The sequence below is a fragment of the Streptomyces sp. NPDC087844 genome, assembly GCF_044742785.1.
Taxonomy (GTDB): domain Bacteria; phylum Actinomycetota; class Actinomycetes; order Streptomycetales; family Streptomycetaceae; genus Streptomyces.
Window position 1 is genome coordinate 100,108 of record NZ_JBIUVD010000024.1, and the last position, 22,842, is coordinate 122,949.

Genomic DNA, 22,842 nt, shown 5'->3' on the forward strand with positions numbered 1-22,842 from the left:
CTCGTTACTCTCCTTCAACCCGCATGATGCTGGCGACACCCCGGACGGTGTCGAGGTTGCGCAGCGCCTCGACGGTCCCCGTCAGGGACGCGTCGGACGCGCGATGGGTGACGACCACGAGGGAGGCATCGCCGCCTCCGTCCTGCCGCCCCTGCTGGCGAACCGTATCGATCGACACTCCGTGTTCGGCGAAGACGGTCGCCACCTGGGCGAGAACGCCCGGTTTGTCGGCCACATCGAGACTGATGTGGTAGCGGGTCACGACGTCACCCATGGGCGACACCGGCAGCTGGGTGTACGCCGAGTCGCCGGGGCCGGTCGCGCCGCTGAGCTTGTTGCGACAGACGGCGACCAGGTCCCCGAGGACGGCGGAGGCGGTCGGCGCACCACCGGCACCCGGTCCGTAGAACATGAGCTGCCCGGCGGCGTCGGACTCGACGAACACGGCGTTGTACGCGCCGCGCACGGAGGCCAGCGGGTGGCTCAGCGGGATCATCGCGGGATGCACCCGCGCGGTGACCGAACCCCCGTCGGCGGCCCGCTCACAGATGGCGAGCAGCTTGATGGTGCAGCCCATCGCCTTCGCGGAGGCGAAGTCGGCGGAGGTGACCTCGATCATGCCCTCGCGGTACACGTCGTCGAGGCGTACGCGCGTGTGGAAGGCGATCCCGGCGAGGATGGCGGCCTTGGCGGCGGCGTCGAACCCCTCGACGTCGGCGGTGGGGTCGGCTTCCGCGTACCCGAGGGCGGTGGCCTCGTCGAGGGCCTCCTGGTAGCCGGCGCCCGTCGAGTCCATCTTGTCGAGGATGAAGTTGGTGGTGCCGTTGACGATGCCCAGCACGCGGTTGACCTTGTCGCCGGCGAGGGACTCGCGCAGCGGCCGGATCAGCGGGATGGCACCGGCGACGGCGGCCTCGTAATAGAGGTCCCTGCCCTGCTCCTGGGCGAGGGCGTGCAGCGCGGCACCGTCCTGGGCGAGGAGCGCCTTGTTGGCGGAGACCACGGACGCGCCGTGCTCGAAGGCGGTGGTGATGAGGGAGCGGGCCGGTTCGATACCGCCGATGACCTCGACGACCACGTCGATGTCACCCCGTTTGACCAGGGCGGTCGCGTCGGTGGTGACCAGGGTGGGGTCGATTCCCTCACGCACCTTGGAGGGCCGCCGTACAGCCACGCCCGCCAGTTCGACGGGGGCCCCGATGCGCGCGGCGAGGTCGTCGGCGTGCGTCGTCATGATGCGCGCCACCTCTGAGCCGACAACCCCACAGCCCAGCAGCGCCACCTTCAGCGGACGCGTACGCATCATCCGACCTCGTTTCCTCATACCGTCACCGTGGGACCAGTCTCACTCACCGGACGGGGGTTTCTACCCTTCGTCCGGATCGTGAGATGTCGATTTCATCTGCGCGAGGCCGGAAAACAGGAGATCTTCCGTCCCGGCTCATTCGTCCATGTCAGCCGACATCGAGACGAAGAAGATCCTCCTCGGTCTCGCGGCGGACGATGACCCTGGCCTCGCCGTCGCGGACCGCGACGACGGGCGGGCGCAGGGCGTGGTTGTAGTTGCTCGCCATGGAGCGGCAGTACGCGCCGGTGGCCGGCACCGCGATGAGGTCACCGGGCGCGAGGTCGGACGGCAGAAAAGCGTCCTTCACCACGATGTCCCCGCTCTCGCAGTGCTTGCCGACCACGCGTACGAGCATGGGCTCGGCATCACTCGTACGAGAGACGAGGGCGACGCTGTACTCGGCGTCGTACAGCGCGGTACGGATGTTGTCGGACATGCCGCCGTCGACGGAGACGTACGTACGCAGTCCTTCGAGGGGCTTGACGGTGCCGACCTCGTAGAGGGTGAAGGCGGTGGGGCCCACGATGGCGCGCCCCGGCTCGACGGAGATACGGGGGGTTCGCAGTCGGGCGGCCTCGCACTCCCTCGTCACGATCTCGCGTAGCGCCTTGGCGATGTCGTGGGGCTCGCTGGGGTCGTCGTCGCTGGTGTAGGCGATACCGAGGCCACCACCGAGGTCGATCTCGGGCAGCTCGACACCGTGCTCGTCACGGATCGCGGCGAGCAGGGAGACCACCCGTCGCGCGGCGACCTCGAAACCGGCCATGTCGAAGATCTGCGACCCGATGTGGGAGTGGATGCCGATCAGTTCGAGCCCGTCGAGGGTGAGCGCACGCCGTACGGCCTCGGCGGCCTGTCCGTCCGCGAGCGCGATGCCGAACTTCTGGTCCTCGTGCGCGGTGGCGATGAACTCGTGCGTATGGGCCTCGACGCCGACGGTCACACGGATCTGCACGCGCTGCCGCCTGCCGAGGCTCTGCGCGATGTGCGCGACCCGCACGATCTCCTGGAACGAGTCGAGGACGATACGCCCGACGCCGGCCTCGATGGCCTCGGTGATCTCTTCCACGGACTTGTTGTTGCCGTGGAAGGCGATGCGGTCGGCGGGCATCCCTGCGGAGAGGGCGGTGGTCAGTTCACCCCCGGAACACACATCGAGGTTGAGTCCCTCCTCGTTCAGCCAGCGCACGACGGCGCGGGAGAGGAACGCCTTCCCTGCGTAGAACACGTCGGCGTCGTGCCCGAAGGCGGTACGCCAGGCGCGCGCCCGCGCCCTGAAGTCGGTCTCGTCGACGAAGTAGGCGGGGGTGCCGAAGTCCTCGGCGAGCGTCGCCACATCGATCCCGCCGACGCTGACGGAACCGCTCTCGGTACGCGTCACGGTCTGCGCCCAGACCTTCGGGTCGAGGACGTTGAGGTCGGCCGCCGGGGCGGTGTAGTGGCCCTCGGGCAGGACATCGGCGTGGCGGGGCCCGGCGGGGTGTGCGGATCGGCTCATGTCTGTGTGGGCTTTCTAGAAGATCTCAGATCGAATCAAATCAGACCGGATCGAATCAACAAGATCAGATCAGATCTGGTCAGCTCAGCTCAGAGATGCGTCGGTGCGTCGATGCCGAGCAGGGACAGGCCGCCGGCCAGCACTGTCCCGGCGGCTTCGGCGAGCGCGAGCCGGGAACGGTGGGCGGCCGAGGGTTTCTCGTCCCCCAGCGGGAGCACGGTGTGCTGGAAGGCGAGCAGCGCGTCGGCGACGGTGACGAGATGCCGCGCGACCCGGTCGGGCGCGCGGTGGCGCGCGGCGGCGGCGAGGGCGTGGGGGTAGGTGTCGAGGGCGTCGAGGAGGGGGCTGGGTCCGCCGGTGCAGTCGCTGGGGGCGGCGGCGAATCCGAGGGCGGCGGCGTTGCGGCCGAGGGCCTGGCAGCGGGCGTACGCGTACCGGACCCGGAAGAGGGGGTTGCCCTCCGTCTGGACGAGGTGCTCCTCGGTGATCCGCGGCCGGTCGTGGGGCGCGGGGTGAAGCAGCGCCCAGCGGCCGGCGTCACGGCCGAGATGACTGGGGTCCTGGCCGGCGGGCACGGGCCGGAGGCTGACTTCGAGAGGCGCGGGGGTGGGAGCTGCAGACCTGCCGGGCGTGCTGTGGGCTGCGACGGTGACGCCGAGGGGGCCGGGCACGGTCCGGAGATCGACTTCCAGGAGCGCGGGCGCTTCGGCCGTACCGTGGGCGTCGACGGTGACGCCGTGGGTGATGCCGTGGGTGATGCCGAGGGGGCCTGCCCAGGCGGGGTCGAGCGCGGTCTCGCAGGAGGTACGGACGAGGTCGCCCTGGGACCGCAGGACCCGGGCGAGGACCTGCCCGATGACGGCGGCGCGCACTTCGCTGGGGTAGTACAGCTGGACGACCTGGCCGGTCGGCCCCTCGGCGTACCCGTACCGCTCGCGGCGCCGCAGAATCTCCGCGACGAGGGCGGGCCCCCGGCCGCTGAGGGTGATGTTGAGAAACCCGGGCCCGGTGATGTCGACCCGCGCCACGCCCGCCACTCCGTTGAGGTGCGGCCGCAGAATCTCGGCGACTTCCTGAGGTGGCCGACCCGCGGGGCGGGCCAGCTGCAGGGCGACGTTGGTGGCGTAGTCGCCGCGCCCGCCGGGCCCGGGCGGCACGACCTGCGCCCGCTCGGGCACGGAGACGGCGAGCTCACCATGGTCCACCGCACGGCGCACGGCGCGCAGAACGGTGCTGGAGAGCTCGACGGGGGTCACGGGACAAGCGTAGGGGAGGAGGGGGGTGGGTAGGCGAATGGGTTGGGGCAAGGGTCCGGTATATGGACGGCCCTGGTGCCGTCTTCTCCTACCTTCCTTCTACTTCCTTCGCGTCCGGCTCAGTTTCCGGCACGGCCGGCGCGCTCGGGCCCGGCGGGCCCGCCGGGCCCGTAAAGGCTCTCGGCACTGTCGAACGACGAACCGGCCCCGCTGCCGGAGGCACTGCCCACACCGGTGTCGGCACTTTCCCGCCGCTCAAGCAACTGGCGTACGAGCCGGACCAGATCCGCGGGCTCGAAGGGCTTGGAGAGGAAGGCGTCGACGCCGACGTCGAGGCCGCTCTCGACCTCGTACTGGGTACAGGCGCTGATGATGGCGAGGGGGAGGTTGCGGGTGCGCGGATCGGCCCGGAGCCGGGCGGCGGTACGCAGCCCGTCGAGCCGGGGCATGACCACGTCGAGGGTGACCACATCGGGGCGCACCTGGTGGATGACGTCCAGGCACTCGACACCGTCGGCCGCGGTCACGACCTCGAAACCCTCCAGTTCGAGGTTGACCCTGATCAGTTGCCGGATGACCTTGTTGTCGTCCACAACAAGCACCCGACCCGACGCGCCTGGCACAACTTGAGAGTAGGTCGGCGCGCGGGTTCGCGTCCGGCTTTTCCCTACTTCCACCCCACGCGGGGGATCCCGACCTGTCCACCGGCCCAAGATCCAACCGCCCTCCGGGCAACCTCCGACACCCTCTCCCCCACCCCCGAAATCCGTTCATGAACACCCGGAGAGAGCTGATAGGGTTCAACCCGTCGCCGCAACCACAGCGGCCGACACGCCCCCGTAGCTCAGGGGATAGAGCAACGGCCTCCGGAGCCGTGTGCGCAGGTTCGAATCCTGCCGGGGGCACCTTGTAGTAGGTGCCCAGAGACCCCGCCATCAGCGCGTTCGCTGAGGACGGGGTCTTGGCGTATGTGCAGCCGGGCGCCGTTGAAAGCGGCTGTTCGCCAGCGATCACGTTGCGGGCTGGAAGATGAGCAGCATGACCGAGACCGTCCGCAAGTATTCGACCACGATGCCGCGCGACGTCGCGGAAGCAGCCAGGGCCCGCAGCGGCCTCTCTGGCCCGTCCGCCTGTGTAGCCGCCGCCGCGGCCCGCCAGATCGAACGTGACGACCTCAGCGACATCATCCAGGCTGCGGAGGCCGAGCACGGGCCCGTCACCGACGAGGAAATCCACGCTCTGCGCGGCCAGCTTCACCACGCCTGTCGGGGGTAGACGCCAGGCGTGGGGGCCTCGCGTGGCCCGCTCCCCGCCGTGCAGGGCCACGCCCTGATCCTTGCTGGTGCAGGCTGTTTCGCGTGGCCACGCCGTCATTCACCGGCGCTCCCTCACCCCCGGTGGGACGCGGCACTCCTGCCTTGCAGTCCCTGTCAGGGCTGCGGCTCGTCCTGGTCCGGGCGCACCATCGCCGCCGCGACCTCCCGTTCGGCCGGCTCGGCAACGATGTCCGGTGCCTTCAGCTCGGCCCATACCGTTTTTCCGGTACCGCCCTCGCGTTCCTCGACCCCCCAGCGGTGAGCCAGTGCCTCCACCAGCAGTAGCCCACGGCCGCCGGTCTCGTCGTCGCTGGGCGTCCGCACTTCGGGCCGGCCCGGGGCCTCGTCGCTGACCTCCAGTCTCAGCAGACCGTCCGCCGTTGATCTTGCGATCCTGACGCCGACCTGTTGGCTACTCGGTGCGTGCGCGCGCAGCGCGTTTGTCACCAGCTCGGAGAGCAACAACTCCGCGACTTCCAGTACGTCTTGGGCAACGCCCCATGCGCCGAGCACGGCGTGTGCCAGCGCTCGCGTTCTCGGCACGCTGCGATGGCAGTTGCTTAGCTGAAAGGTGACTTCGTTCTGTGTAGCCATGGCTGCCCCCAGAGGGTCGACGCACGTTCGGAGCCCCGGAAGGACGGCCCGTTGGGCCATGGGACGCCAATGTCCATGACCAGCAGGATGTATGCGCATCAACCCAATCTGCAACGTTGCTAATTAGAATGGTGGCAATCTTCCACCTTTTGAGTTAACCCAGCCCTGCTGCATCCACGACTCTGCTAGAGGTGTTGGCGTGTTTACCAAAAGCACCACCCCGCTCCCCTCGACCGTGCTGGGACGCCAACTTGGCGACGAGCTACGCAGGTTGCGAGAGGCGGCCAAGCTGACCACCACTCAGGCAGCTGAAGCCCTCGACTGCACCAAGGGCAAGATCAGTCGGATCGAGAACGGTCGCGTGGCGGTCCGGCTTCCGGACCTGACAGCGATGTTGCACGCGTACGAGGCGGCACATCCCGCCCTTCTGGAGCGGCTGAGCGCATTGGCACGCAACGCCAACCGCCGCCGCCGGCAGGGTTGGTGGAACCAGTACGGGCCCGTTCTCGCCGACACATACCGCGACTACATCGCGCTGGAAGCCATGGCGGGGGAGATCCGCACGTTCCAGGCACAGCTTGTTCCCGGCCTGCTGCAAACCCCGGAGTACGTCCGTGCCGTGACGGTCGCCTCGCGGCAGTGGCAGACAGCAGACGAGATCGAGAAGTTCGTCCAGGTGCGCCTCGCCCGTCAGAAACGGCTCACCGGCGACTCTCCTCTGCATCTTTGGGCCGTGCTGTCAGAGGCCGTCCTCCTGCAACAGGTCGGGGGTCCTCAGGTCATGCAGGCGCAGTTGGAGCACCTGCTGAGCACTGCCGAACGCCCCAACGTGACCGTCCAGGTCCTGCCGTTCGTACGAGGAGCACACGCGAGTATGTTCGGTCCATACGTGGTGCTGGGCTTCCCGGAGGAAGCAGCGCTGGACGTGGTGCTGGCGGACAACCCGACCGGCTCCATCTGGTTGGAGCGGGAATCGGAAGTCGCCCGATACCAAGCTCTGTTCGATGCCGCTCGCACGTCCGCGCTCTCGCCGATGGAATCCCGCGCCGTCATCCGACGCAGATCCGAGGAGCACAGAGCATGAATCACCTACGCCACAGCACGCCGGACCTGTCGGGTGCGAGGTGGCGCAGTAGCACCTTCAGTGGCGGCAACAACGAGTGCGTCGAGGTCGCCGGCAACCTCACGCCCCTCATACCCGTCCGCGACAGCAAACGCCCCACCGGCCCCACGCTCGCCTTCTCTCTCGGCGCATGGAGCGTCTTCGTCGATCATCTGCGCTGAGCGACACCCCTTGCCACAGTCGCGGCCCGCGCCGGACCGACGGTGGCTGATTGTTCGCGGCGGCCGACGAACGTCTGTTGTCCGGCCGATCCATCGACACGCGACGGCCGCGCTCGTACATTGCCTCGGAGAAGCGCTAGCTCGGGAAAGTGCGATCTCCGTGGCGAGGTGAGGGATGTCGACGGCCGACGCGATGTTGCTCTTCGCGATCGTCTTTATCGTCGTCGGCTGGGTTCTGCTCAGCATCCTCGCCGCCGTCCTCGTGCTGATCTTCCGTGGCGTGCGCTCATTCGTCGACCGGGTCCGGGGGCGGCCGTTCGGCTGGTGGCATTCAGTGCCTGCCGGCCGTTCAGCCCGTCCGGCATGTCCAGCACATCCAGCACGTCCGGAGGGCGAACTCGCTGCACCCCAGGACGTTGCACCCCAGGACGCCGTACCGCCGGGCTACGGGGACACCCGCCCCGGCGGGACAGGTCCACGCGAGTGCAAAATTTACCCTGAGCAATGATTGCCTTGTGCTTCTCGTACGTACCTCCTGTGGACCGGGTCGTTCAGTTCAGGAGGCAGCATGCGTGTCACGCAACGCACGGCAGGGACCGTATTCGTGATCGGTGGGCTGGTCGTGACGCTTGCCGCGCTCACGTATCCGGCTCTCGTCGGTGTGGAGAAGACAACGACCAGCCAGGACCGCATCATCGCCAACACCCGGTACGGGCCCCTGACCGAGGCCGATCGCGATTTCGTCGTCAAGGTTCGGGCCGCCGGGCTCTGGGAGCATCCGCTGGGGCTCATGGCCATGGAGCGTGGGACCACTCCCGCCATGAAAGAGGCCGGGAGGCATCTCGTCGCCGGGCACTCCGGGCTCGACGAGATGTGCCGGAAGATCGCACCCGAGCTGGGCGTCACCCTGCCCAATCAGGCCAGCCCGCAGCAACAGCAGTTCGTGGCCACCGTGGACGGGAGCACCGGGCAGCAGTTCGACACGACCGCCGTCAACATCATGCGCGTCACGCACGGGCAGATCTTCCCCGTCATCGCGAAGATCCGCGCCAACACCAAGAACACCATGATCCGTGAACTCGCCGACCTGGCCAACGACACCGTCCTCGACCACATCACCGTGCTGGAGAAGACCGACCTCGTCAACTACGACCAGGTCAACTTCCAGCAGACCACCCCGCCCAAGCTCCCCAAGGCCGAACTGACCCCGCCCGCCCCGCAGCCCGGCTCGCCCGTCCTCGTCCTCAACGAGCCCGAAGGGTTGGATGTCAATACGACCTCTCCGACCCCGACCCCGACTCCGACCCCCACCCCTGCCGTCGGGTGACGGGGAGAAGGAGGGGCGCGTCCGCCCTACGCGTCGTGGCCCGTCGGCGGGTCCACCCAGCCCAGCGGGTGCGGCACCCCGTCCTCCGCGTCGTCCAGGTCCGGGACCGGTGGCTCGCCGCCCGCCTCGTTGAAGGCGGTCAGGGCCTCCACTATCGCCGTCCGTTGGCCAGGAGTGAGGCGTTCCACGATCGTGGCGATCTCCGCCCGTCGGCGGGCCGTGACGTCCTCGACCGTGCGCCGCCCCTCCTCCGTGAGCTGGAGCAGGGTCTCGCGGCGGTTGCCGGGGTTGGTCTGCCGGTCGGCGAGGCCCGCGGTGATGAGCCGGTCGACCATGCGCATGGCCGTGGAGGGCGCGACCTGGAGCAGCTCCGCGAGCGTGACCAGCTTGGTGGCGCCGCGCGTGGAGAGCACGACCAGCATCCGGACCTGCGGCAGTGTCACCCGTTCCTCGACCTCGGCGAGCGAACGGGCCGAGACCGCGACCAGCACGCGCGAGGCGGTGAGCACCGCCCGGGTCACCGCGTCGACGTCGTCGACGCCCGTGTCGGCGGCTCCCGTGCCGGCAACGGCCGCGTCAGCAACGGCCGTGTCGGCAACGGCCGTTTTTCCCACCGCCACTTCACTTACGTCCTTCATGACGTCCAGGTTCTCGGTGACGTCCAGGGCCTCGGTGACGTCCAGGTTCTCGGTGACATCGACGTCATCTGTGGCTCCGACAGGGGTCTCGTGCTCCGGCATGTGTCCTTTCTATCTCGCCGAAGTGCCTGCCCACTCACCTGATCCACACAGATTTTCCTCGTCCGTGACCCGTGTAAGCACGCAATCGCTCACCGGGTCGGCGCCGGGCCCGTACTTCTGCGCACGATCAGTTCGACCGGCACCACCCTGCCCAGTTCCGGTTCCGGCGGGCCGCCCAGTTGGGACAGGAGCAGCCGCAGGGAACGCGTACCGATCTCGGGGAAGTCGGTACGGACCGTGGTCAGCGGGGGAAGCAGGTGCGCGGCCTCGGGGATGTCGTCGTAGCCGACCACGCTGACGTCGTCCGGGACACGGCGGCCCGACTCGTACAGGGCACGGAGCACGCCGAGCGCCATCTGGTCGTTGGAGGCGAAGATCGCGGTGACGCCGGGGTCGTCCGCCAGTCCGCGGCCCAGTTCGTAGCCCGAGTCGGCACTCCAGTCACCGACGAAGGGCTCGTGGACCACGGCACCCGCCGCCTTCAGCGTGGCCCGCCAGGCTTCCACCCTGCGGTCCGCCGACAGCCAACCCGTGGGGCCCGCGATGTGATGGACCGTCGCGTGGCCGAAGTCCAGCAGGTGCTCGGTCGCCTTGCGGGCGCCCGCCCAGTTGTCCGCCGTGACGAACGACGCGTCCTTGCCGAGGTCGTTCTCCAGGACCATCAGCGGGGTGTCGAGCCGCGCCTCCGCCAGCGCCTTGCCCACCCAGCGCTGCGGGGCGATGGCGATCACACCGTCCGCTCCCTCGGCCGACAGGGTGTCCACGGCCCGTACGACGGTGGCCCGGTCCGCCGTGTCGAGCGCGATGGAGCTGACCAGGTAACCCGCGTCCTGAGCAGCGGTGTTGATCGCGGTCAGGATGGAGGCGGGACCGAAACGGGCCGCGTCGAAGGAGATCACGCCCAGCATGCGGGTCCGGCCGCTGGCCAGGGAACGTGCGCTGCGGCTCGGGCGGTAGCCGAGGGTGCGCATGGCGGTCAGGACCACCTCGCGGGTCTCGGGGCGGACGGCCGGGTTGTCGTTCAGTACCCGGGACACCGTCTGCTTGGAGACACCGGCCAGCCGCGCCACGTCGTCCATCACCGGCCGCGCCCCCGCGAAGTTGCGCCGGCTGCGCCCCTTGGGGGGACCCTCGGAGGGTCCGGGACCGGATACTGGCCCGGGTTCGGATACTGGCTCGGGTTCGGAGACTGGCCCGGGTCCGGTTCCAGGTCCGGTTCCAGGTCCGTGGAGCGGCACGCCGTCACCGGCACTTCGGGTCATGGCGAGTGGTGTCCTTCAGGCAGATTCACGGTTCGTCCCGGCGGTCGTACTCCCGCTCTCCCGCCCGGCTGGCCCAGAATAGGCCGCCGGGCGGTAGAGCGGGAAAAGGTGCGACGGGTTCAGCCCTCCCCGATCACCCACGTACGGGTCCTCACCCACTCGACCCGCCCGATCGTCGCCACAGCCCCATCGGCGGCAGCCGCGTCCGCCACGTACACCCGCGCGTCCGCCGCCCTCGGCAGCACCCTCAGCCGCAGCCCCTCCCCGCGCAGGGCGAACGCCGGGAGCCGGTCCAGGGCGATGTCCCAGACCCGTCCCGAGTGGAACTGGTCCGCCACCAGCCTGTCGCCCACATACGCGCGTGCCACGTCCCCCGTCCAGTGGACGCGCAGGAGGGTTCCGGTGAGCGGCAGCCCGTCCGGGACGGTGAGGGCGTACTCGGCGGCGGTGGTGTCGTAGTGCTCGTCGGCGGGGGCGCTCGCCCGGCCCAGCACGCCCGTCACGGGCTCGGGCGCCGGCCCGGCGGCACGGATCACATCCGCTTCTCCCTCTCCCCCTCCTTCTCCCCCTCCCCCGAACCGCGGGTCCCGGCCGTCCCCGGTCAGGTGGTACCGCGTGAACACCCCGTCTCCCGACTCCCGGACGCTCGCACCTGTCACCACCGGAGGCCGTCGCGGCGCGGGCAGTACGGCCAGCGAAGTCTCACCGGCCGGGCTGTGCACCCGTATCTCACCCTGCCCGCCCCGTGCGTGCGCGTGCGGGTGGACGTGCGCGTGCGCGTCGAAGACGACACCGGCGCCGGGCTCGCAGAGCACCAGCCGCTCCGCTCCCCAGGCGACACCCTTGTAGGCGGTACGGGCCGTCTTCGCGTCCAGGACCAGGAGGCCGACCCGTTCGCCGTCCGCCGTGTCCACCTCCACCAGGGCGTCGGTGCCGGGACGCAGCCCCGTGATCAGGACGCGGCCGTCGAGTGTGGCGCTCTGCCCGGAAGGGACGCTCACAGAAGTCAATGTTCCTTCGTCCAGGGCCAGTTCGACCGGAATGCCGTCCGTCGCGGCCAGTACCAGGGCCGTACGGCCGTCGGCGTCGACCGTGCAGACGGGCTGGGCCGTGGCCCAGTCCAGGCGCAGGCCCCCCACATCCAGGCGCAGCGGCCAGCAGAAGTACGCGCCCGTCGGGACCGTGACCGGCGTGCTGGGAAAGGTGAGCGCGGGCCCCGCCGGGAACTCGACCGTGAACGAGGTGTCCGGGTGGTCCGGCAACGCCTCGTGCGGCTGGTGGTTGTTGACGAAGAGGAAGCCGGAGTCCGCCGAGGCCCGGACCGCCCAGCGCAGGGTGTCCCGGTCGTCCTGCCCCACCGGCTGCTGTGCGGGGAGGAAGGACTCCATCGGTGCGACCAGATGACCGAAGTCCGCCAACAGCGCGTGCTGCAGCCGCAGTTCGTCGTACGAGCTGCGGTACTGGCCGTACTCGCCCAGCGGGGCCTGGAAGTCGTACGTGCGGACGGGGAGGTCGTTGGGGTAGCCCGTCGCGTGGGACTCCTGGAGGGTCGTCCGCTCGCCCACCGGATTCGTACCGCCGTGGAACATGTAGTAGCCCTGCCACACGGAACCGCAGCCGATCTTCGTCAGGCCGAGCGCGCCGACGTCGGCCGCGTCGACCCGGGGGCGGCGGTGGTACGAGACCGCCATACCGCCGCCCAACTCGCAGGTGGCCCAGGGGAATCGCCTCGTCCGGGTCGCGAGGTCCGCCGGGTCGGCGCCGCGTACGGCTGTCGGGCGCAGATCGGCGCCGATGCCCTCGTCGTCGCGCTGGTGGGTGAAGAAGAAGTGCTTGCGGCAGGTGTCGGGCCAGCCGCCGTCTGCCTCGGTCCAGAAGGTCTCGGGGTAGCCGCCGTACAGCGGAAGCAGTTCGTCGGGCGGGAGTCGCACACCTCCCCACGCCGTCGACGTCCACAGCGGGGCGCTCAGGCCCGCCGCCTGGGCCATGCGCTTCAGCGTCAGCAGGTGACCGGGCTGGTCGTACAGCTCGTTCTCGATCTGGATGGCGATGATGGGGCCGCCGTGCGCGCGGTCTAGCCCACTCAGCTGTCCCGCGATGGCCTCGTACCAGGTGCGTACGGGTTCCAGGTACGCCGGATCGTCGGTCCGCGGGGTGCGGGCGCGGGCCAGGAGCCAGTCGGGTAAGCCGCCGTTGCGGACCTCCGCGTGGGACCAGGGGCCGATGCGCGGGATGAAGTCCAGGCCGTGGCGGGCGCAGAGTCCGGCGAAGCGCCGCAGATCCCGGTCGCCGTCGAAGCGGATCCGGCCCTCGACCTCCTCGTGGTGGATCCAGATGAGGTAACTCGCGACGGCCGTCACCCCGCCCGCCTTCATCTTCAGCAGCTCCTCCTCCCACTCCCCCGCCGGGTAGCGGGTGTAGTGGAACTCGCCGGAGACCGGGAACCAGGGCCGGCCGCCGCGGGTGAGGTAGCGGCTGGTCACCTCGATCGGGTCGGGGACTCCGGGGGCGTCGGAGAAGGGGAGATGGCCGGTGAGGGGTGACTCGGCCGGTGTGGACACCTTCAGGCGGAGTGGTGGCATCAGGGCTTCACCGGGCCGAGGTCGGGCGTGTCGGTGAGGTGGACGCGCGGCTCGGTCGTGGCCTGCAGTTCCAGCAGGACGAGTTCGTTGGTGCCGGGGCGCAGGACGGGCGCGGGCACGTACAGCGTGCGCTGCGGGCCGCGGTTCCAGTAGCGGCCGAGGTGGAAGCCGTTGATCCAGGCCTGGCCCTTGGTCCAGCCGGGCAGGGAGAGAAAGGTGTCGGCGGGCGTGCGGACCTCGAAGGTGCCGCGGTGGAAGGCGGGCCCGGCGTCGGACGGCGAGTCGGCGGCCGGAGCGAAGGGCACCTGATCCACGGTGTCCAGGGCCAGGGGGTGACAGTCCCAGCCGTGCAGGGCGGTGCCGTCGAAGGTGACCGGGCCGAGCAGGCCCTTCGGGGCACCGATGCGCGGGCCGTAGTTGACCCCGCCCATGTTCTCTACGAGCACGTCGAGCGTGGCACCGGCTCGCGGAACACGCACGGACAGAGCCTCTTCATGGTGTTCGCGCGCGAGTACGCCGACGGGGGCGCCGTCCACGAAGACCTGGGCCCGGTCGCCGACCCCGCCCGCGAAGTGCAGGACACCGTCGCCGGATACGGGGACCGTGGTGCGGTAGAGGGCGTAGCCGGCCCGCAGGCCCAGCTCCTCCATCGTCACCGGGCCGGCGTCGAGGCGTACCGGTTCGGCCAGGACGCTCGTGTGCGGGAGCAGCGGTGCGCGGTCGCCCAACTCCACCATCGTGGGCGGCAGTTTGGGACTCGGCGCCGGGGCCGTCTCATCAGGGACCGGGGCGTGGCGGGCGATGACCTCCCGGAAGGCGTGGTACTTCGGACCCGGGTCGCCGGACTCGGTGAGGGCCGCGTCGTAGTCGTACGAGGTCACGATCGGCTCGTACGTGTGGTCGTGGTTGGCGCCGTTCGTGAAACCGAAGTTGGTGCCGCCGTGGAACATGTAGATGTTGACCGAGGCGCCAGCGGACAGCAGCCGGTCGAGGTCGGCGGCGGCGTCGGCCGCGTCGCGCACGTGGTGCGGTTCGCCCCAGTGGTCGAACCAGCCGATCCAGAACTCCGCGCACATCAGCGGCCCTTCGGGCTGATGGGCACGCAACTGCTCAAGCGATTCGGTGATCCTGCTGCCGAAGGTGCCGGTGCTGAGGACACCGGGGAGGCTCCCGGCCGCCAGGTGCGCCGGGTCGGCCTGGTCGCAGGTGAACAGAAGCTCCTGCACGCCCCGGGTGCGCAGGGACTCGGCGAGGTGTTCGAGGTACGCGGTGTCGTCGCCGTACGCCCCGTACTCGTTCTCCACCTGCACGGCGATCACCGGCCCGCCGTTCGCGGCCAGTTGGGGCAGAAGCGGGGGCAGCAGCAGGTCGAGATAGCGGTCGAGGGCGTCGGTGAAGCGGGGGTCGCTGGTGCGCAGCCGGATGTCGGTGTCCGTGGTGAGCCAGGAGGGCAGGCCGCCGCCGTCCCACTCGGCGCAGATGTACGGCCCGGGGCGCAGCAGGACGTGCAGTCCCTCGGCCTGGGCCAGCCGCAGATAGCGGGGCAGGTCGAGGATGCCGTCGAGGACGAGGGTGCCGGGTTCGGGCTGGTGGAGGTTCCACGGCACGTACGTCTCGACCGTGTTGAGGCCCATCAGCCGGGCCTTGCGGAGCCGGTCGGCCCATTGGTCGGGGTGGACGCGGAAGTAGTGCATCGCGCCGGAGATGATCCGGAACGGCTCTCCATGGAGCCGGAACCCGTCGGAGGACGTACTCAGAACAGTCATCAGGATGCTGCTTCCCTTCAGCTCGGACAGGGGATCGGTGCGGGATTCGCGTCAGCGGTCGACGCAGCGGGGGCTTCAGCGGCCGTAGTCGATACCGCCGAAACCGAGCCCGGCGAGCAGGGCCGCGGCCGGCGCGACGGGCCAGTTGGGCGCGAGTGCGAAGCCCGCCGCGCCAAGGGCCATCAGCAGGTACGAGGCCCCGAGGATCTGCCGGTTGCCGAGCCGGCCGTACAGCCGGTCGAAGAGCAGCACTCCGGCGACGCCACCGACGAAGTGCGCGCTCAGCCCGAGCCCGGCGGCCGAGGGCGAGAGCCCGAACTGCTCGCGGAGGGCGGGGATCGAGGGCCCGTACAACGCCTGGAGCGCACCGATGAGCACGAACCCGCCGCAGGAGGCGACGACGGCGGCGGTGCTGAACACGGGCACGGGCTGCCCGGTGTCCGTGACGGGTGGCGCGGTGGACGGACCGATGACGTCGTCGCTCACGCGGCCACTCGGGCGGTCACTCACACGGACTCCAGTCGGCGATTGACGGCCCGCGCTTCCGCGGGCGACGAGCCGACCGGGGCGTCGGCGACGGCGCTACGGCGACCATGATGTTACCGGTAACTCACAGCCGTCAAGATCCCCGCGTCAGGATGGTGAAAGGGGTGAATTCGCGGGGAGGACCCTGGGGACGTGGGCAGGGTCCGTTCGCCCCGTGGGGTGCCCTTCGAGGGGCGCGGGGAACCGCGCGGTCTTTCGGGTTTTCAGGGGCGCGGGAAACCGCGCGGCCTGCCACGTGCGACCTGCGGCCGGGGCGAGGGGGTGGGTCAGGCCGATGCTCTCTTTCGTGTGGGTGCCTTTTTGGGCGGGGCGTCCGACGCCTTCTTCGTCGCGGTCTTTTTCGAACCGGCCGCGGCCTTCGTGGTGGTCTTCTTGGCCGGCGCCTTCTTCTTTCCGGCAGCCGGCTTGGCAGAGCTCGCGGACGTCTTCCGCGCCGCCCCCTTGCGAAGGGGCTTCACCTCGGCCCCACCCCCACCCCCACCGGACGCGGCGTCGGCGTCCTCGCCCCGCGCGACCCGCGCCTGCCGCACGCTGTTCTCCAGCGCGGACATCAGGTCGATGACCTTGCCGCCGGACTTCGCGGCGGAGGGAGCGGAGGGCGCCGCCTCCCCGGACGCCTTCGCCGCGATCATCTCCTCCACCGCCTCGCGGTAGTCGTCGTGCAGCTCCGCGAGGTCGACCTCCCCGAGCGTGTCCATCAGCGCGTCGGCCAGGTCCAGTTCCTTGTCCCGGACGGTGACCTCCGCGTCCGGGGCGACGTTCTCGGGCGCCCGGATCTCGTCCGGCCACAGCAGCCCGTGCATGGCGATGACGTCGTCGACGACCCGCAGCATGCCCAGCCGCTCACGCCCGCGCAGCGCGAACTTCGCGATGGCGACCTTGTGGCTGCGCTTCAGCGCCTCCCGCAACAGGGTGTACGGCTTGGCCGCCGGCACCCCGTTGGCCGACAGGTAGTACGCCGTGTCCATCTGGAGCGGGTCGATCCGGTCGGCCGGCACGAAGGCCACGATCTCGATCGTCCGGGCGGTCGGGATCGGCAGGGAGGCCAGATCCTCGTCCGTGATGGGGATCATCGTGCCGTCCGCGTCCTCGTACGCCTTGCCGATCTCCGACGACGTCACCTCCCGCTCCTCCACCTCGCACACCTTGCGGTAGCGGATGCGGCCACCGTCCTCGGTATGGATCTGGCGGAAGGAGATCGAGTGGTTCTCCGTGGCGTTCACCAGCTTGATCGGGATGCTGACCAGGCCGAAGGAGATGGCACCGTTCCAAATGGATCTCACGTTCGACACCCTTCAGGTCGCTCTCACCCGTGTCTCGCCTACCCGTTTTCATACGAATACATGGGATTGTCATCTTATGACGCCAATCACTGAGGTGGCCGGGCGAAAGGTGACCCTGAGCAACCTCGACAAGGTGCTCCACCCGGCGACGGGCTTCACCAAGGGTGAGCTGCTGCACTACTACGCGACGGCGGCGGAGGCGTTCCTGCCCCATCTCCACGACCGCCCGGTCTCCCTGCTGCGCTATCCGGACGGCCCGGACGGCCAGGTCTTCTTCACCAAGAACGTCCCGCCCGGTACGCCCGACTGGGTCGCCACCACGGAGGTCCCCCGTTCGGAGGGGCCGGCCCGGATGGTCCTGGTCCAGGACCTGCCCTCGCTGATGTGGGCGGCGAACCTGGTCACCGAGTTCCACACCCCGCAGTGGCCGGCACAGACCCCGGATCTCGCCGACCGGCTGGTCCTCGACCTGGATCCCGGCGCACCGGCCACGATCGTGGAGTGCTGCCGGGTCGCCGTATGGCTGCGGGACCGGCTGGCGGCGGACGGCCTGACGGCGTACGCGAAGACCTCCGGCTCCAAGGGCCTGCACCTGCTGGCCGCCCTGGAGCCCACCCCGTCCGCCGAGGTCTCCGCCTACGCCAAGGCCCTCGCGATGGAGGCGCAGGCCGACCTGCCCGGCCTGGTCATCCACCGTATGACCCGAAGCCTGCGCCCTTCCAAGGTCTTCGTCGACTTCAGCCAGAACGCGGCCCGCAAGACCACCGCCGCCCCGTACACGCTCAGGGCCCGCGAGTCCCCCACGGTCTCCACCCCGGTCACCTGGGACGAGGTCGAGTCCTGCGCCGCCCCGTCCGGACTGACCTTCGTGGCCGAGGACATCGCACCTCGTCTGGAGCGCCACGGCGACCTGCTGGAGCCGTTGCTGGACACCGGCCTGGCGGGATCACTGCCCTGACGTACAACCTGCGGGCCGGGGGGCCGCGCGGTTTCCCGCGCCTCCTCCTGGCGCGGGGCCTTCAGACCCGTACCCACGTCCCCCGGTCGCGGGCCATGGCGTGCAGCGCCTCGACGTCCGCCGGCTTGAGGATGCCTCCCGACCGGGCCAGCGACGTCACATCGGTGTCCAGCAGGATGCGCATCTCACGCAGCGGGGCCGTCACCGACACGTCCCTGGGGCCGAAGAGGGCCAGGACGGGGTGCACCTCGGCGGTGAGGGCGTACGAGGCGCGGTCCGCGTCGGCGCGGACCGCGCGCAGCAGCGGCCGGGCCTCCCGTCGCCCCACCGTGACCATCGGATCGGCGACGAGAACGCGCCGCTTGCGGGCGTGCACCGTGTGCACGGCGAACAGGCCTCCCGGGCCGATCACCAGGTGATGGACGCGGTCCCCGCCGGGCAGCGGCACCGAGTGCAGGGTGCGCCACCCGGCGCCGTCCAGCCGGTCCAGCGCCTCGCCCACCGCGAGCTCCGCCGCGAATTCCGCCGCGAGGGCGTGCCGCCTGGGGTCCGGTCGCATCCGCCGCCGCGGAACCGGCTCGTGGTCGAGCACGCTCTGCAGGGCCTCGCCGGGCCGGTTCGGCGCGAGGTCGTCGTCCGGGGGCAGGGACAGCAGGGCGAGTTCGGCGGGGGTCGGTACCGGTGGCGGTCCGACCGTCACCGTTCCGGTCAGGAACGGTCCGAGCGCATCGAGCACGTCCTCGCGCCGCTCCTCGCTGAGCAGATTGACCCGGGCGGCCTCCCTGTCGTACCAGGCGACGTTCCTGCCGTCCGTGCGGCAGACGTAGAGCCGTTCCTGACCGTGCCGCCAAGTCGGTATGACGCGCAGTGCGTTCATGCATCATCACCTCTCGACCATGGGAACAGGCGGGGTGCTCCAGGGGCAAGAAGGCGGATACCTTTGGCAGTAGCTGGAAGGGGAGGCGCCGTTGCGGGCTCGCAGGAGGCAACCCGATGTGCCGGTCCCGGACAGCCCGTGGAGCGAGGTGGTGCCCGGCCTGTGGATGGGCGGGCACGAGTACACGGGCCGGTCGGGAGAACCGGAGTTCGCCGTCGTACACGACGAGTTCGACCTGGTGCTGACCCTGCTGCGACTACCCGGCCACGGCCCCGAGCCGGGCGTGGAGCACCATGTGTGGCCCATCCCGGACGGGCCGCTGGACGGCACACAGCTGGCCGGCGTGATGCGGCTCGCCCGGACCGCGAACGAGGCGCTGGACGAGGGCAGGCGCGTCCTGGTCCGCTGCTACCACGGCTACAACCGCTCGGGCCTCGTCGTCGCCCACGCCCTGGTCCTCGCGGGCCGCACGGCCGACGAGGCGATCCGGCTGATCCGCTCCCGCCGCTCCCCGTGGGCCCTGCACAACGAGCTCTTCGTGGAGTACCTGCGGACCGGGCTGGCCACGGCCCGCCTCCTGGAGGAGCTCGCCGAGTAGCCCGTCGAGTAGCCCGTCGAGTAGCCCGTCGGCGGTGCCGGCCCGAGCGTGTTCGCCGGCGCGGTGCGGTGCGCGGTGCGGTGCGGTGCGCGGTGCGGTGCGGTGCGGTGCGCGGTGGAGTCGCGTATCGGCACGGTCCCGCGTCCCTCAAGCCAGAAGACCGCGCCGTTCCCCGCGCCGCCCCTAAGGGCTGCGCCCCGATGGCTCAGTGTGGCGGGCGGTTGCGGGAGGGGGATTCTAATGTGGCGATCAGTCAGCCTTGGTCACCATTTCGGAGGAGCCCGCCATGTCTCTGCGTACCGTTTTCATCCGTCTCGGCATAGCCGCCGCCGGCGGCGTTCTCGCCGTCGGGGCCGCCACGAGCCCCGCCCTCGCCGGTGACGACTGGGGCGATCACGACAGCAGCCACGACAGCAGCCACGACAGGTACTACAAGGGCCGCATCAGCGCGCCCGGCGGGCTGCACCTGCGGGACAAGCCGACCCGCAGCAGTGCCGTCATCGGCTTCGCGGAGTACGGCGAGGTCGTCTCCATCTTCTGCAAGACGCCCGGCCAGAGCGTCAAGGGCAACCCCCTCTGGTATCTCCTCGCCGATGGCACATGGGCCTGGGGAGCCGCCCGCTACATCGACAACATCGGCGCCTCGCCCCGCTGGTGCTGAGCGCTTCCCGAGCGCCTTCCGAGGCGCACCGGAGCGGCCCGTTTGTCGACGTATAACAGGACATCGGGCGGTCGGCTTGCTAACTTCCGGACATGCTCTCGCCCGGAACGACAGCGCAGGCGGACCCGCCGGCTCCCGTTGTACGCCTTCCCCGGCGCCGTGGCATCGAGTTCACCCTCCTCGTCGTGGCCGTCCTGCTCTCCGTGTACGGCTACTGCGGCGTCGGGCTCGCCAGGACCGGATCCGTCCCGCCCGGCGCCGCCGGATACGGCGCCGGGCTGGGCGTGCTCGCGCTCCTCGCACATCTCGCGGTGCGCCTGCGCGCCCCCTGCGCCGACCCCCTGCTGCTGCCGATCGCGGTCCTGCTCAACGGCCTGGGCCTGGTCCTGATCTACCGGCTCGACCTGGAGACCCCGGCCGACCGGGCGGCGCCCACGCAACTCGTCTGGTCGACACTGGGCGTCGGGCTGTTCATCGCGGTGGTGGTGCTCCTGCGCGACCATCGGGTGCTCCAGCGCTACACGTACGTGTCCGTCGTCACCGCACTGGCCCTCCTCGTCCTGCCGATCTTCTTCCCCTCGGTGAACGGCGCCCGGATCTGGATCAGGATCGCCGGGTTCTCCATCCAGCCGGGGGAGTTCGCGAAGGTCATGCTCGCGGTGTTCTTCGCCGGCTACCTCGCCGCCAACCGCAACGCCCTCGCGTACACCGGCCGCCGCCTCTGGCTGCTCCAACTGCCCACCGGGCGCGTACTCGGCCCGATCCTCGCGGTCTGGCTGCTGAGCGTGGGCGTACTGGTCCTCGAACGCGACCTCGGCACCTCGCTGCTCTTCTTCGGCCTCTTCGTGATCCTGCTCTACGTGGCCACGGGCCGCACCGGCTGGATCGCGGTGGGGCTGCTCCTCGCGGCCTGCGGGGCCTTCGCCGTCGGCTGTCTTGAACCCCATGTGCACAGCAGGGTCGAGGACTGGCTGCACCCCTTCGCGTCGATCGAGGCGGGCCGGGGCCCGAACCAACTCGCCCAGTCGCTCTTCGCGTTCGCCGCCGGCGGGTTCCTCGGCACGGGCCTCGGCTCCGGCCACTCGATCCTCATCGGCTTCGCCGTCAAGTCGGACTTCATCCTGGCCACGGCGGGCGAGGAACTGGGCCTGGCCGGCCTGTCCGCCATCTTCATCCTGTACGGGCTGCTGGTCGAACGCGGCATCCGGGCGGGCCTCGCCCTGCGCGACCCCTTCGGCCGGCTGCTCGCGGTCGGGCTCGCCTCGATCGTCGCGCTGCAGGTCTTCGTGATCGCGGGCGGGGTGACGGGGCTGATCCCGCTGACCGGGATGGCGATGCCGTTCCTCGCGCAGGGCGGTTCGTCGGTCGTCACCAACTGGGTCATCGTGGCCCTGCTGATGCGCCTCAGCGACTCGGCACGCGGCCGGTCCGAGGAGAAGCGGCAGGGCGAGGAGGCCGCGCCGTGACGGGCAACGGCCGGCCCATGACCCGGTACATCCGGCACGCCGCCGCCTTCTGCGCGCTCCTCCTGCTGGCCCTTCTCGTCAACGCCGTCCGTGTGCAGATCGTCCAGGCCCGCGCGTACGACGAGAATCCGGGCAACCGCCGCAACACGATCGCCCGTTACGGCCAGCCGCGCGGCGACATCCTCGTCGGCGGCCGGGCGGTCACCGGGTCCAGGGACTCCGGTGAGCGGTTCCGCTACGAACGGACCTACAAGAACGGCCCGTTGTACGCCCCCGTCACCGGCTTCGCCTCCCAGGTGTACGGGACCTCCCTGCTGGAGGGTGCCGCGGACGGCGTACTGGCGGGCACCGACCCGGCGCTCTCGCCGCTCCCGCTGTGGAACGACCTGGCACGGGCGCGTAACCCCGGTGGTCACGTGGTCACGACCCTCGACGCGGCGGCGCAGCAGGCGGCGTACGCCGGGCTCGGTTCGCGGCGGGGCGCGGTGGCCGCCCTCGAACCGTCCACCGGCCGGATCCTGGCCCTGGTCTCCACCCCCTCCTACGACCCCGGGGAGCTCTCCGGGACGGACTCCGCCGTGGCGAGGACGTGGGCGCGGCTGAACGGCGCGGCGGACCGGCCGATGCTCAACCGGGCGGTACGGCAGACGTATCCGCCGGGCTCGACCTTCAAGGTGATCACCGCGGCGGCGGCGCTCGACTCGGGCGTGGTGCGTGATCTGGACGCGCCCACCGGGTCCCCGGACCCGTACCGGCTGCCGGGCAGTTCGACGCGGCTGACGAACGAGGTCGAGGGGTGCGCGGACGCGTCGCTGCGGTACGCCTTCCAGTGGTCGTGCAACACGGTCTTCGCCGGGCTGGGTGTGGAGGTGGGCCGGGACGCGATGCGGACGACGGCGGCCGGCTTCGGCTTCAACGACCGCGGGCTCGGCATTCCCTTCCGGGTCTCCCCCAGCACCTTCGACACCCGGGTGGACAAGGCGCAGCTCGCGCTCTCCTCCATCGGCCAGTACAACACCCGTGCCACGCCCCTGCAGATGGCGATGGTCGCCGCTGCCGTCGCCGACCACGGTTCGGTGCGTACGCCGCATCTGGTGGAGCGGACGACCACGGGCGACGGCGACATGGTGTCCGCCACCGGGCAGCACACCCTGCGCCGGGCCATGAGTCCCGCCACGGCCGTACGGCTGCGCGAGTTGATGACGGACGTGGTGGAGAAGGGCACCGGTACGAACGCGGCGATCCCCGGCGCCACGGTCGGCGGCAAGTCCGGCACGGCCCAGCACGGCATCCACAACTCCGGTACGCCGTACGCCTGGTTCATCTCCTGGGCGCGGGCCGACGACTCCATGGAACCGGCGGTGGCCGTCGCGGTCGTCGTCGAGGACGCGGCGGCCGACCGGGGCGACATCAGCGGCGGCGGGGACGCGGCGCCGATCGCCCGAGCGGTGATGGAGGCCGTGCTCGACCCCTGAGGGCC

At 70.4% G+C, this 22,842-nt stretch carries 20 protein-coding genes, 1 tRNA gene and 1 pseudogene; 10 read left to right on the forward strand and 12 right to left on the reverse strand.

Annotated features, from left to right (window positions below):
- Positions 1 to 4: 4 nt before the first annotated feature.
- The 4 genes from ACIOKD_RS34690 to ACIOKD_RS34705 form a co-directional block, all read right to left on the reverse strand.
- A complete protein-coding gene (locus ACIOKD_RS34690; RefSeq protein WP_402091928.1) occupies positions 5 to 1,303 on the reverse strand; it encodes a homoserine dehydrogenase in 1,299 nt (432 codons plus the stop codon).
- A 151-nt stretch (positions 1,304 to 1,454) separates the two neighbouring features.
- Positions 1,455 to 2,846: a diaminopimelate decarboxylase gene (gene lysA / locus ACIOKD_RS34695; RefSeq protein WP_402091873.1), complete on the reverse strand. Its 1,392-nt coding sequence runs from the start codon at positions 2,844 to 2,846 to the stop codon at positions 1,455 to 1,457.
- An 89-nt stretch (positions 2,847 to 2,935) separates the two neighbouring features.
- Positions 2,936 to 4,102: an ArgS-related anticodon-binding protein NrtL gene (gene nrtL, locus ACIOKD_RS34700; protein WP_402091874.1), complete on the reverse strand. Its 1,167-nt coding sequence runs from the start codon at positions 4,100 to 4,102 to the stop codon at positions 2,936 to 2,938.
- Between the two features lie 119 nt (positions 4,103 to 4,221).
- Positions 4,222 to 4,725: a response regulator gene (locus tag ACIOKD_RS34705; protein ID WP_402091875.1), complete on the reverse strand. Its 504-nt coding sequence runs from the start codon at positions 4,723 to 4,725 to the stop codon at positions 4,222 to 4,224.
- Positions 4,726 to 4,935: 210 nt separating this feature from the next.
- On the opposite strand from ACIOKD_RS34705, the gene ACIOKD_RS34710 reads away from it, so the two are divergent.
- Together ACIOKD_RS34710 and ACIOKD_RS34715 are read left to right on the forward strand one after the other, a co-directional pair.
- A tRNA-Arg gene (locus ACIOKD_RS34710) sits at positions 4,936 to 5,007 on the forward strand.
- A 133-nt stretch (positions 5,008 to 5,140) separates the two neighbouring features.
- On the forward strand, positions 5,141 to 5,377 hold the full coding sequence (locus tag ACIOKD_RS34715; RefSeq protein WP_402091876.1) for a CopG family transcriptional regulator: 237 nt from the start codon (positions 5,141 to 5,143) through the stop codon (positions 5,375 to 5,377).
- A gap of 155 nt (positions 5,378 to 5,532) precedes the next feature.
- Here ACIOKD_RS34715 and ACIOKD_RS34720 read toward each other — a convergent pair whose 3' ends face one another.
- Complete coding sequence (locus ACIOKD_RS34720; RefSeq protein ID WP_402091878.1) at positions 5,533 to 5,961, reverse strand: ATP-binding protein; 429 nt, start codon at positions 5,959 to 5,961, stop codon at positions 5,533 to 5,535.
- A gap of 250 nt (positions 5,962 to 6,211) precedes the next feature.
- On the opposite strand from ACIOKD_RS34720, the gene ACIOKD_RS34725 reads away from it, so the two are divergent.
- From ACIOKD_RS34725 to ACIOKD_RS34735, 3 genes are all read left to right on the forward strand, one after another.
- The gene (locus ACIOKD_RS34725; protein ID WP_402091879.1) at positions 6,212 to 7,096 is read left to right on the forward strand and encodes a helix-turn-helix domain-containing protein; all 885 of its coding nucleotides are present in this window, start codon (positions 6,212 to 6,214) and stop codon (positions 7,094 to 7,096) included.
- Positions 7,093 to 7,296, forward strand: a complete 204-nt coding sequence (locus ACIOKD_RS34730) for a DUF397 domain-containing protein (RefSeq protein ID WP_402091881.1) — start codon at positions 7,093 to 7,095, stop codon at positions 7,294 to 7,296. The genes ACIOKD_RS34725 and ACIOKD_RS34730 overlap by 4 nt, the downstream gene beginning before the upstream one ends.
- A 568-nt stretch (positions 7,297 to 7,864) precedes the next feature.
- Positions 7,865 to 8,623, forward strand: coding sequence for a DUF4142 domain-containing protein (locus ACIOKD_RS34735; RefSeq protein WP_402091882.1), 759 nt, complete (start codon positions 7,865 to 7,867; stop codon positions 8,621 to 8,623).
- A gap of 26 nt (positions 8,624 to 8,649) precedes the next feature.
- Here the strand turns inward: ACIOKD_RS34735 and ACIOKD_RS34740 are convergent, their stop codons facing one another.
- The 6 genes and pseudogenes from ACIOKD_RS34740 to ACIOKD_RS34765 form a co-directional block, all read right to left on the reverse strand.
- Positions 8,650 to 9,144, reverse strand: a complete 495-nt coding sequence (locus tag ACIOKD_RS34740) for a MarR family winged helix-turn-helix transcriptional regulator (RefSeq protein ID WP_402091929.1) — start codon at positions 9,142 to 9,144, stop codon at positions 8,650 to 8,652.
- Positions 9,145 to 9,452: 308 nt separating this feature from the next.
- Entirely contained in the window at positions 9,453 to 10,442 is a 990-nt protein-coding gene (locus tag ACIOKD_RS34745) for a LacI family DNA-binding transcriptional regulator (RefSeq protein WP_402091930.1), read from the reverse strand.
- Between the two features lie 302 nt (positions 10,443 to 10,744).
- A complete protein-coding gene (locus ACIOKD_RS34750; RefSeq protein WP_402091883.1) occupies positions 10,745 to 13,207 on the reverse strand; it encodes a beta-galactosidase in 2,463 nt (820 codons plus the stop codon).
- Complete coding sequence (locus ACIOKD_RS34755) at positions 13,207 to 14,973, reverse strand: beta-galactosidase (RefSeq protein WP_402091885.1); 1,767 nt, start codon at positions 14,971 to 14,973, stop codon at positions 13,207 to 13,209. Before ACIOKD_RS34755 ends, ACIOKD_RS34750 begins: the two co-directional genes overlap by 1 nt.
- Positions 14,974 to 15,054: 81 nt before the next feature.
- Positions 15,055 to 15,393: pseudogene (locus tag ACIOKD_RS34760) on the reverse strand (MFS transporter); the annotation flags it as partial.
- Between the two features lie 392 nt (positions 15,394 to 15,785).
- Positions 15,786 to 16,802, reverse strand: a complete 1,017-nt coding sequence (locus ACIOKD_RS34765) for a Ku protein (protein WP_402091887.1) — start codon at positions 16,800 to 16,802, stop codon at positions 15,786 to 15,788.
- A gap of 76 nt (positions 16,803 to 16,878) precedes the next feature.
- Here ACIOKD_RS34765 and ligD point away from each other — a divergent pair, with 76 nt between their 5' ends.
- Positions 16,879 to 17,760 (forward strand): non-homologous end-joining DNA ligase, encoded by an 882-nt coding sequence (ligD, locus tag ACIOKD_RS34770; protein ID WP_402091888.1) that lies wholly within the window; start codon positions 16,879 to 16,881, stop codon positions 17,758 to 17,760.
- A gap of 61 nt (positions 17,761 to 17,821) precedes the next feature.
- On the opposite strand, the gene ACIOKD_RS34775 is transcribed toward ligD, so the two are convergent.
- Positions 17,822 to 18,637: a nuclease-related domain-containing protein gene (locus tag ACIOKD_RS34775; protein ID WP_402091889.1), complete on the reverse strand. Its 816-nt coding sequence runs from the start codon at positions 18,635 to 18,637 to the stop codon at positions 17,822 to 17,824.
- Positions 18,638 to 18,728: 91 nt separating this feature from the next.
- Here ACIOKD_RS34775 and ACIOKD_RS34780 point away from each other — a divergent pair, with 91 nt between their 5' ends.
- The 4 genes from ACIOKD_RS34780 (at position 18,729) to ACIOKD_RS34795 (ending at position 22,837) form a co-directional block, all read left to right on the forward strand.
- Positions 18,729 to 19,235, forward strand: coding sequence for a dual specificity protein phosphatase family protein (locus ACIOKD_RS34780; RefSeq protein WP_402091891.1), 507 nt, complete (start codon positions 18,729 to 18,731; stop codon positions 19,233 to 19,235).
- Between the two features lie 286 nt (positions 19,236 to 19,521).
- Positions 19,522 to 19,896, forward strand: coding sequence for an SH3 domain-containing protein (locus tag ACIOKD_RS34785; RefSeq protein ID WP_402091892.1), 375 nt, complete (start codon positions 19,522 to 19,524; stop codon positions 19,894 to 19,896).
- A 92-nt stretch (positions 19,897 to 19,988) separates the two neighbouring features.
- The gene (locus ACIOKD_RS34790) at positions 19,989 to 21,362 is read left to right on the forward strand and encodes an FtsW/RodA/SpoVE family cell cycle protein (protein ID WP_402091893.1); all 1,374 of its coding nucleotides are present in this window, start codon (positions 19,989 to 19,991) and stop codon (positions 21,360 to 21,362) included.
- 17 nt (positions 21,363 to 21,379) lie between these two features.
- Positions 21,380 to 22,837, forward strand: coding sequence for a penicillin-binding transpeptidase domain-containing protein (locus ACIOKD_RS34795; RefSeq protein ID WP_402091931.1), 1,458 nt, complete (start codon positions 21,380 to 21,382; stop codon positions 22,835 to 22,837).
- The last annotated feature ends 5 nt before the right edge of the window (positions 22,838 to 22,842 follow it).

Coding starts and splice junctions, on each gene's coding strand:
- ACIOKD_RS34690 (WP_402091928.1), bottom strand. CDS start 1,303: ATGCGTACGCGTCCGCTGAAGGTGGCGCTGCTGGGCTGTGGGGTTGTC.
- lysA (WP_402091873.1), bottom strand. CDS start 2,846: ATGAGCCGATCCGCACACCCCGCCGGGCCCCGCCACGCCGATGTCCTG.
- ACIOKD_RS34715 (WP_402091876.1), top strand. CDS start 5,141: ATGACCGAGACCGTCCGCAAGTATTCGACCACGATGCCGCGCGACGTC.
- ACIOKD_RS34730 (WP_402091881.1), top strand. CDS start 7,093: ATGAATCACCTACGCCACAGCACGCCGGACCTGTCGGGTGCGAGGTGG.
- ACIOKD_RS34735 (WP_402091882.1), top strand. CDS start 7,865: ATGCGTGTCACGCAACGCACGGCAGGGACCGTATTCGTGATCGGTGGG.
- ACIOKD_RS34745 (WP_402091930.1), bottom strand. CDS start 10,442: ATGGACGACGTGGCGCGGCTGGCCGGTGTCTCCAAGCAGACGGTGTCC.
- ACIOKD_RS34750 (WP_402091883.1), bottom strand. CDS start 13,207: ATGCCACCACTCCGCCTGAAGGTGTCCACACCGGCCGAGTCACCCCTC.
- ACIOKD_RS34755 (WP_402091885.1), bottom strand. CDS start 14,973: ATGACTGTTCTGAGTACGTCCTCCGACGGGTTCCGGCTCCATGGAGAG.
- ligD (WP_402091888.1), top strand. CDS start 16,879: ATGACGCCAATCACTGAGGTGGCCGGGCGAAAGGTGACCCTGAGCAAC.
- ACIOKD_RS34775 (WP_402091889.1), bottom strand. CDS start 18,637: ATGAACGCACTGCGCGTCATACCGACTTGGCGGCACGGTCAGGAACGG.
- ACIOKD_RS34785 (WP_402091892.1), top strand. CDS start 19,522: ATGTCTCTGCGTACCGTTTTCATCCGTCTCGGCATAGCCGCCGCCGGC.
- ACIOKD_RS34790 (WP_402091893.1), top strand. CDS start 19,989: ATGCTCTCGCCCGGAACGACAGCGCAGGCGGACCCGCCGGCTCCCGTT.
- ACIOKD_RS34795 (WP_402091931.1), top strand. CDS start 21,380: ATGACCCGGTACATCCGGCACGCCGCCGCCTTCTGCGCGCTCCTCCTG.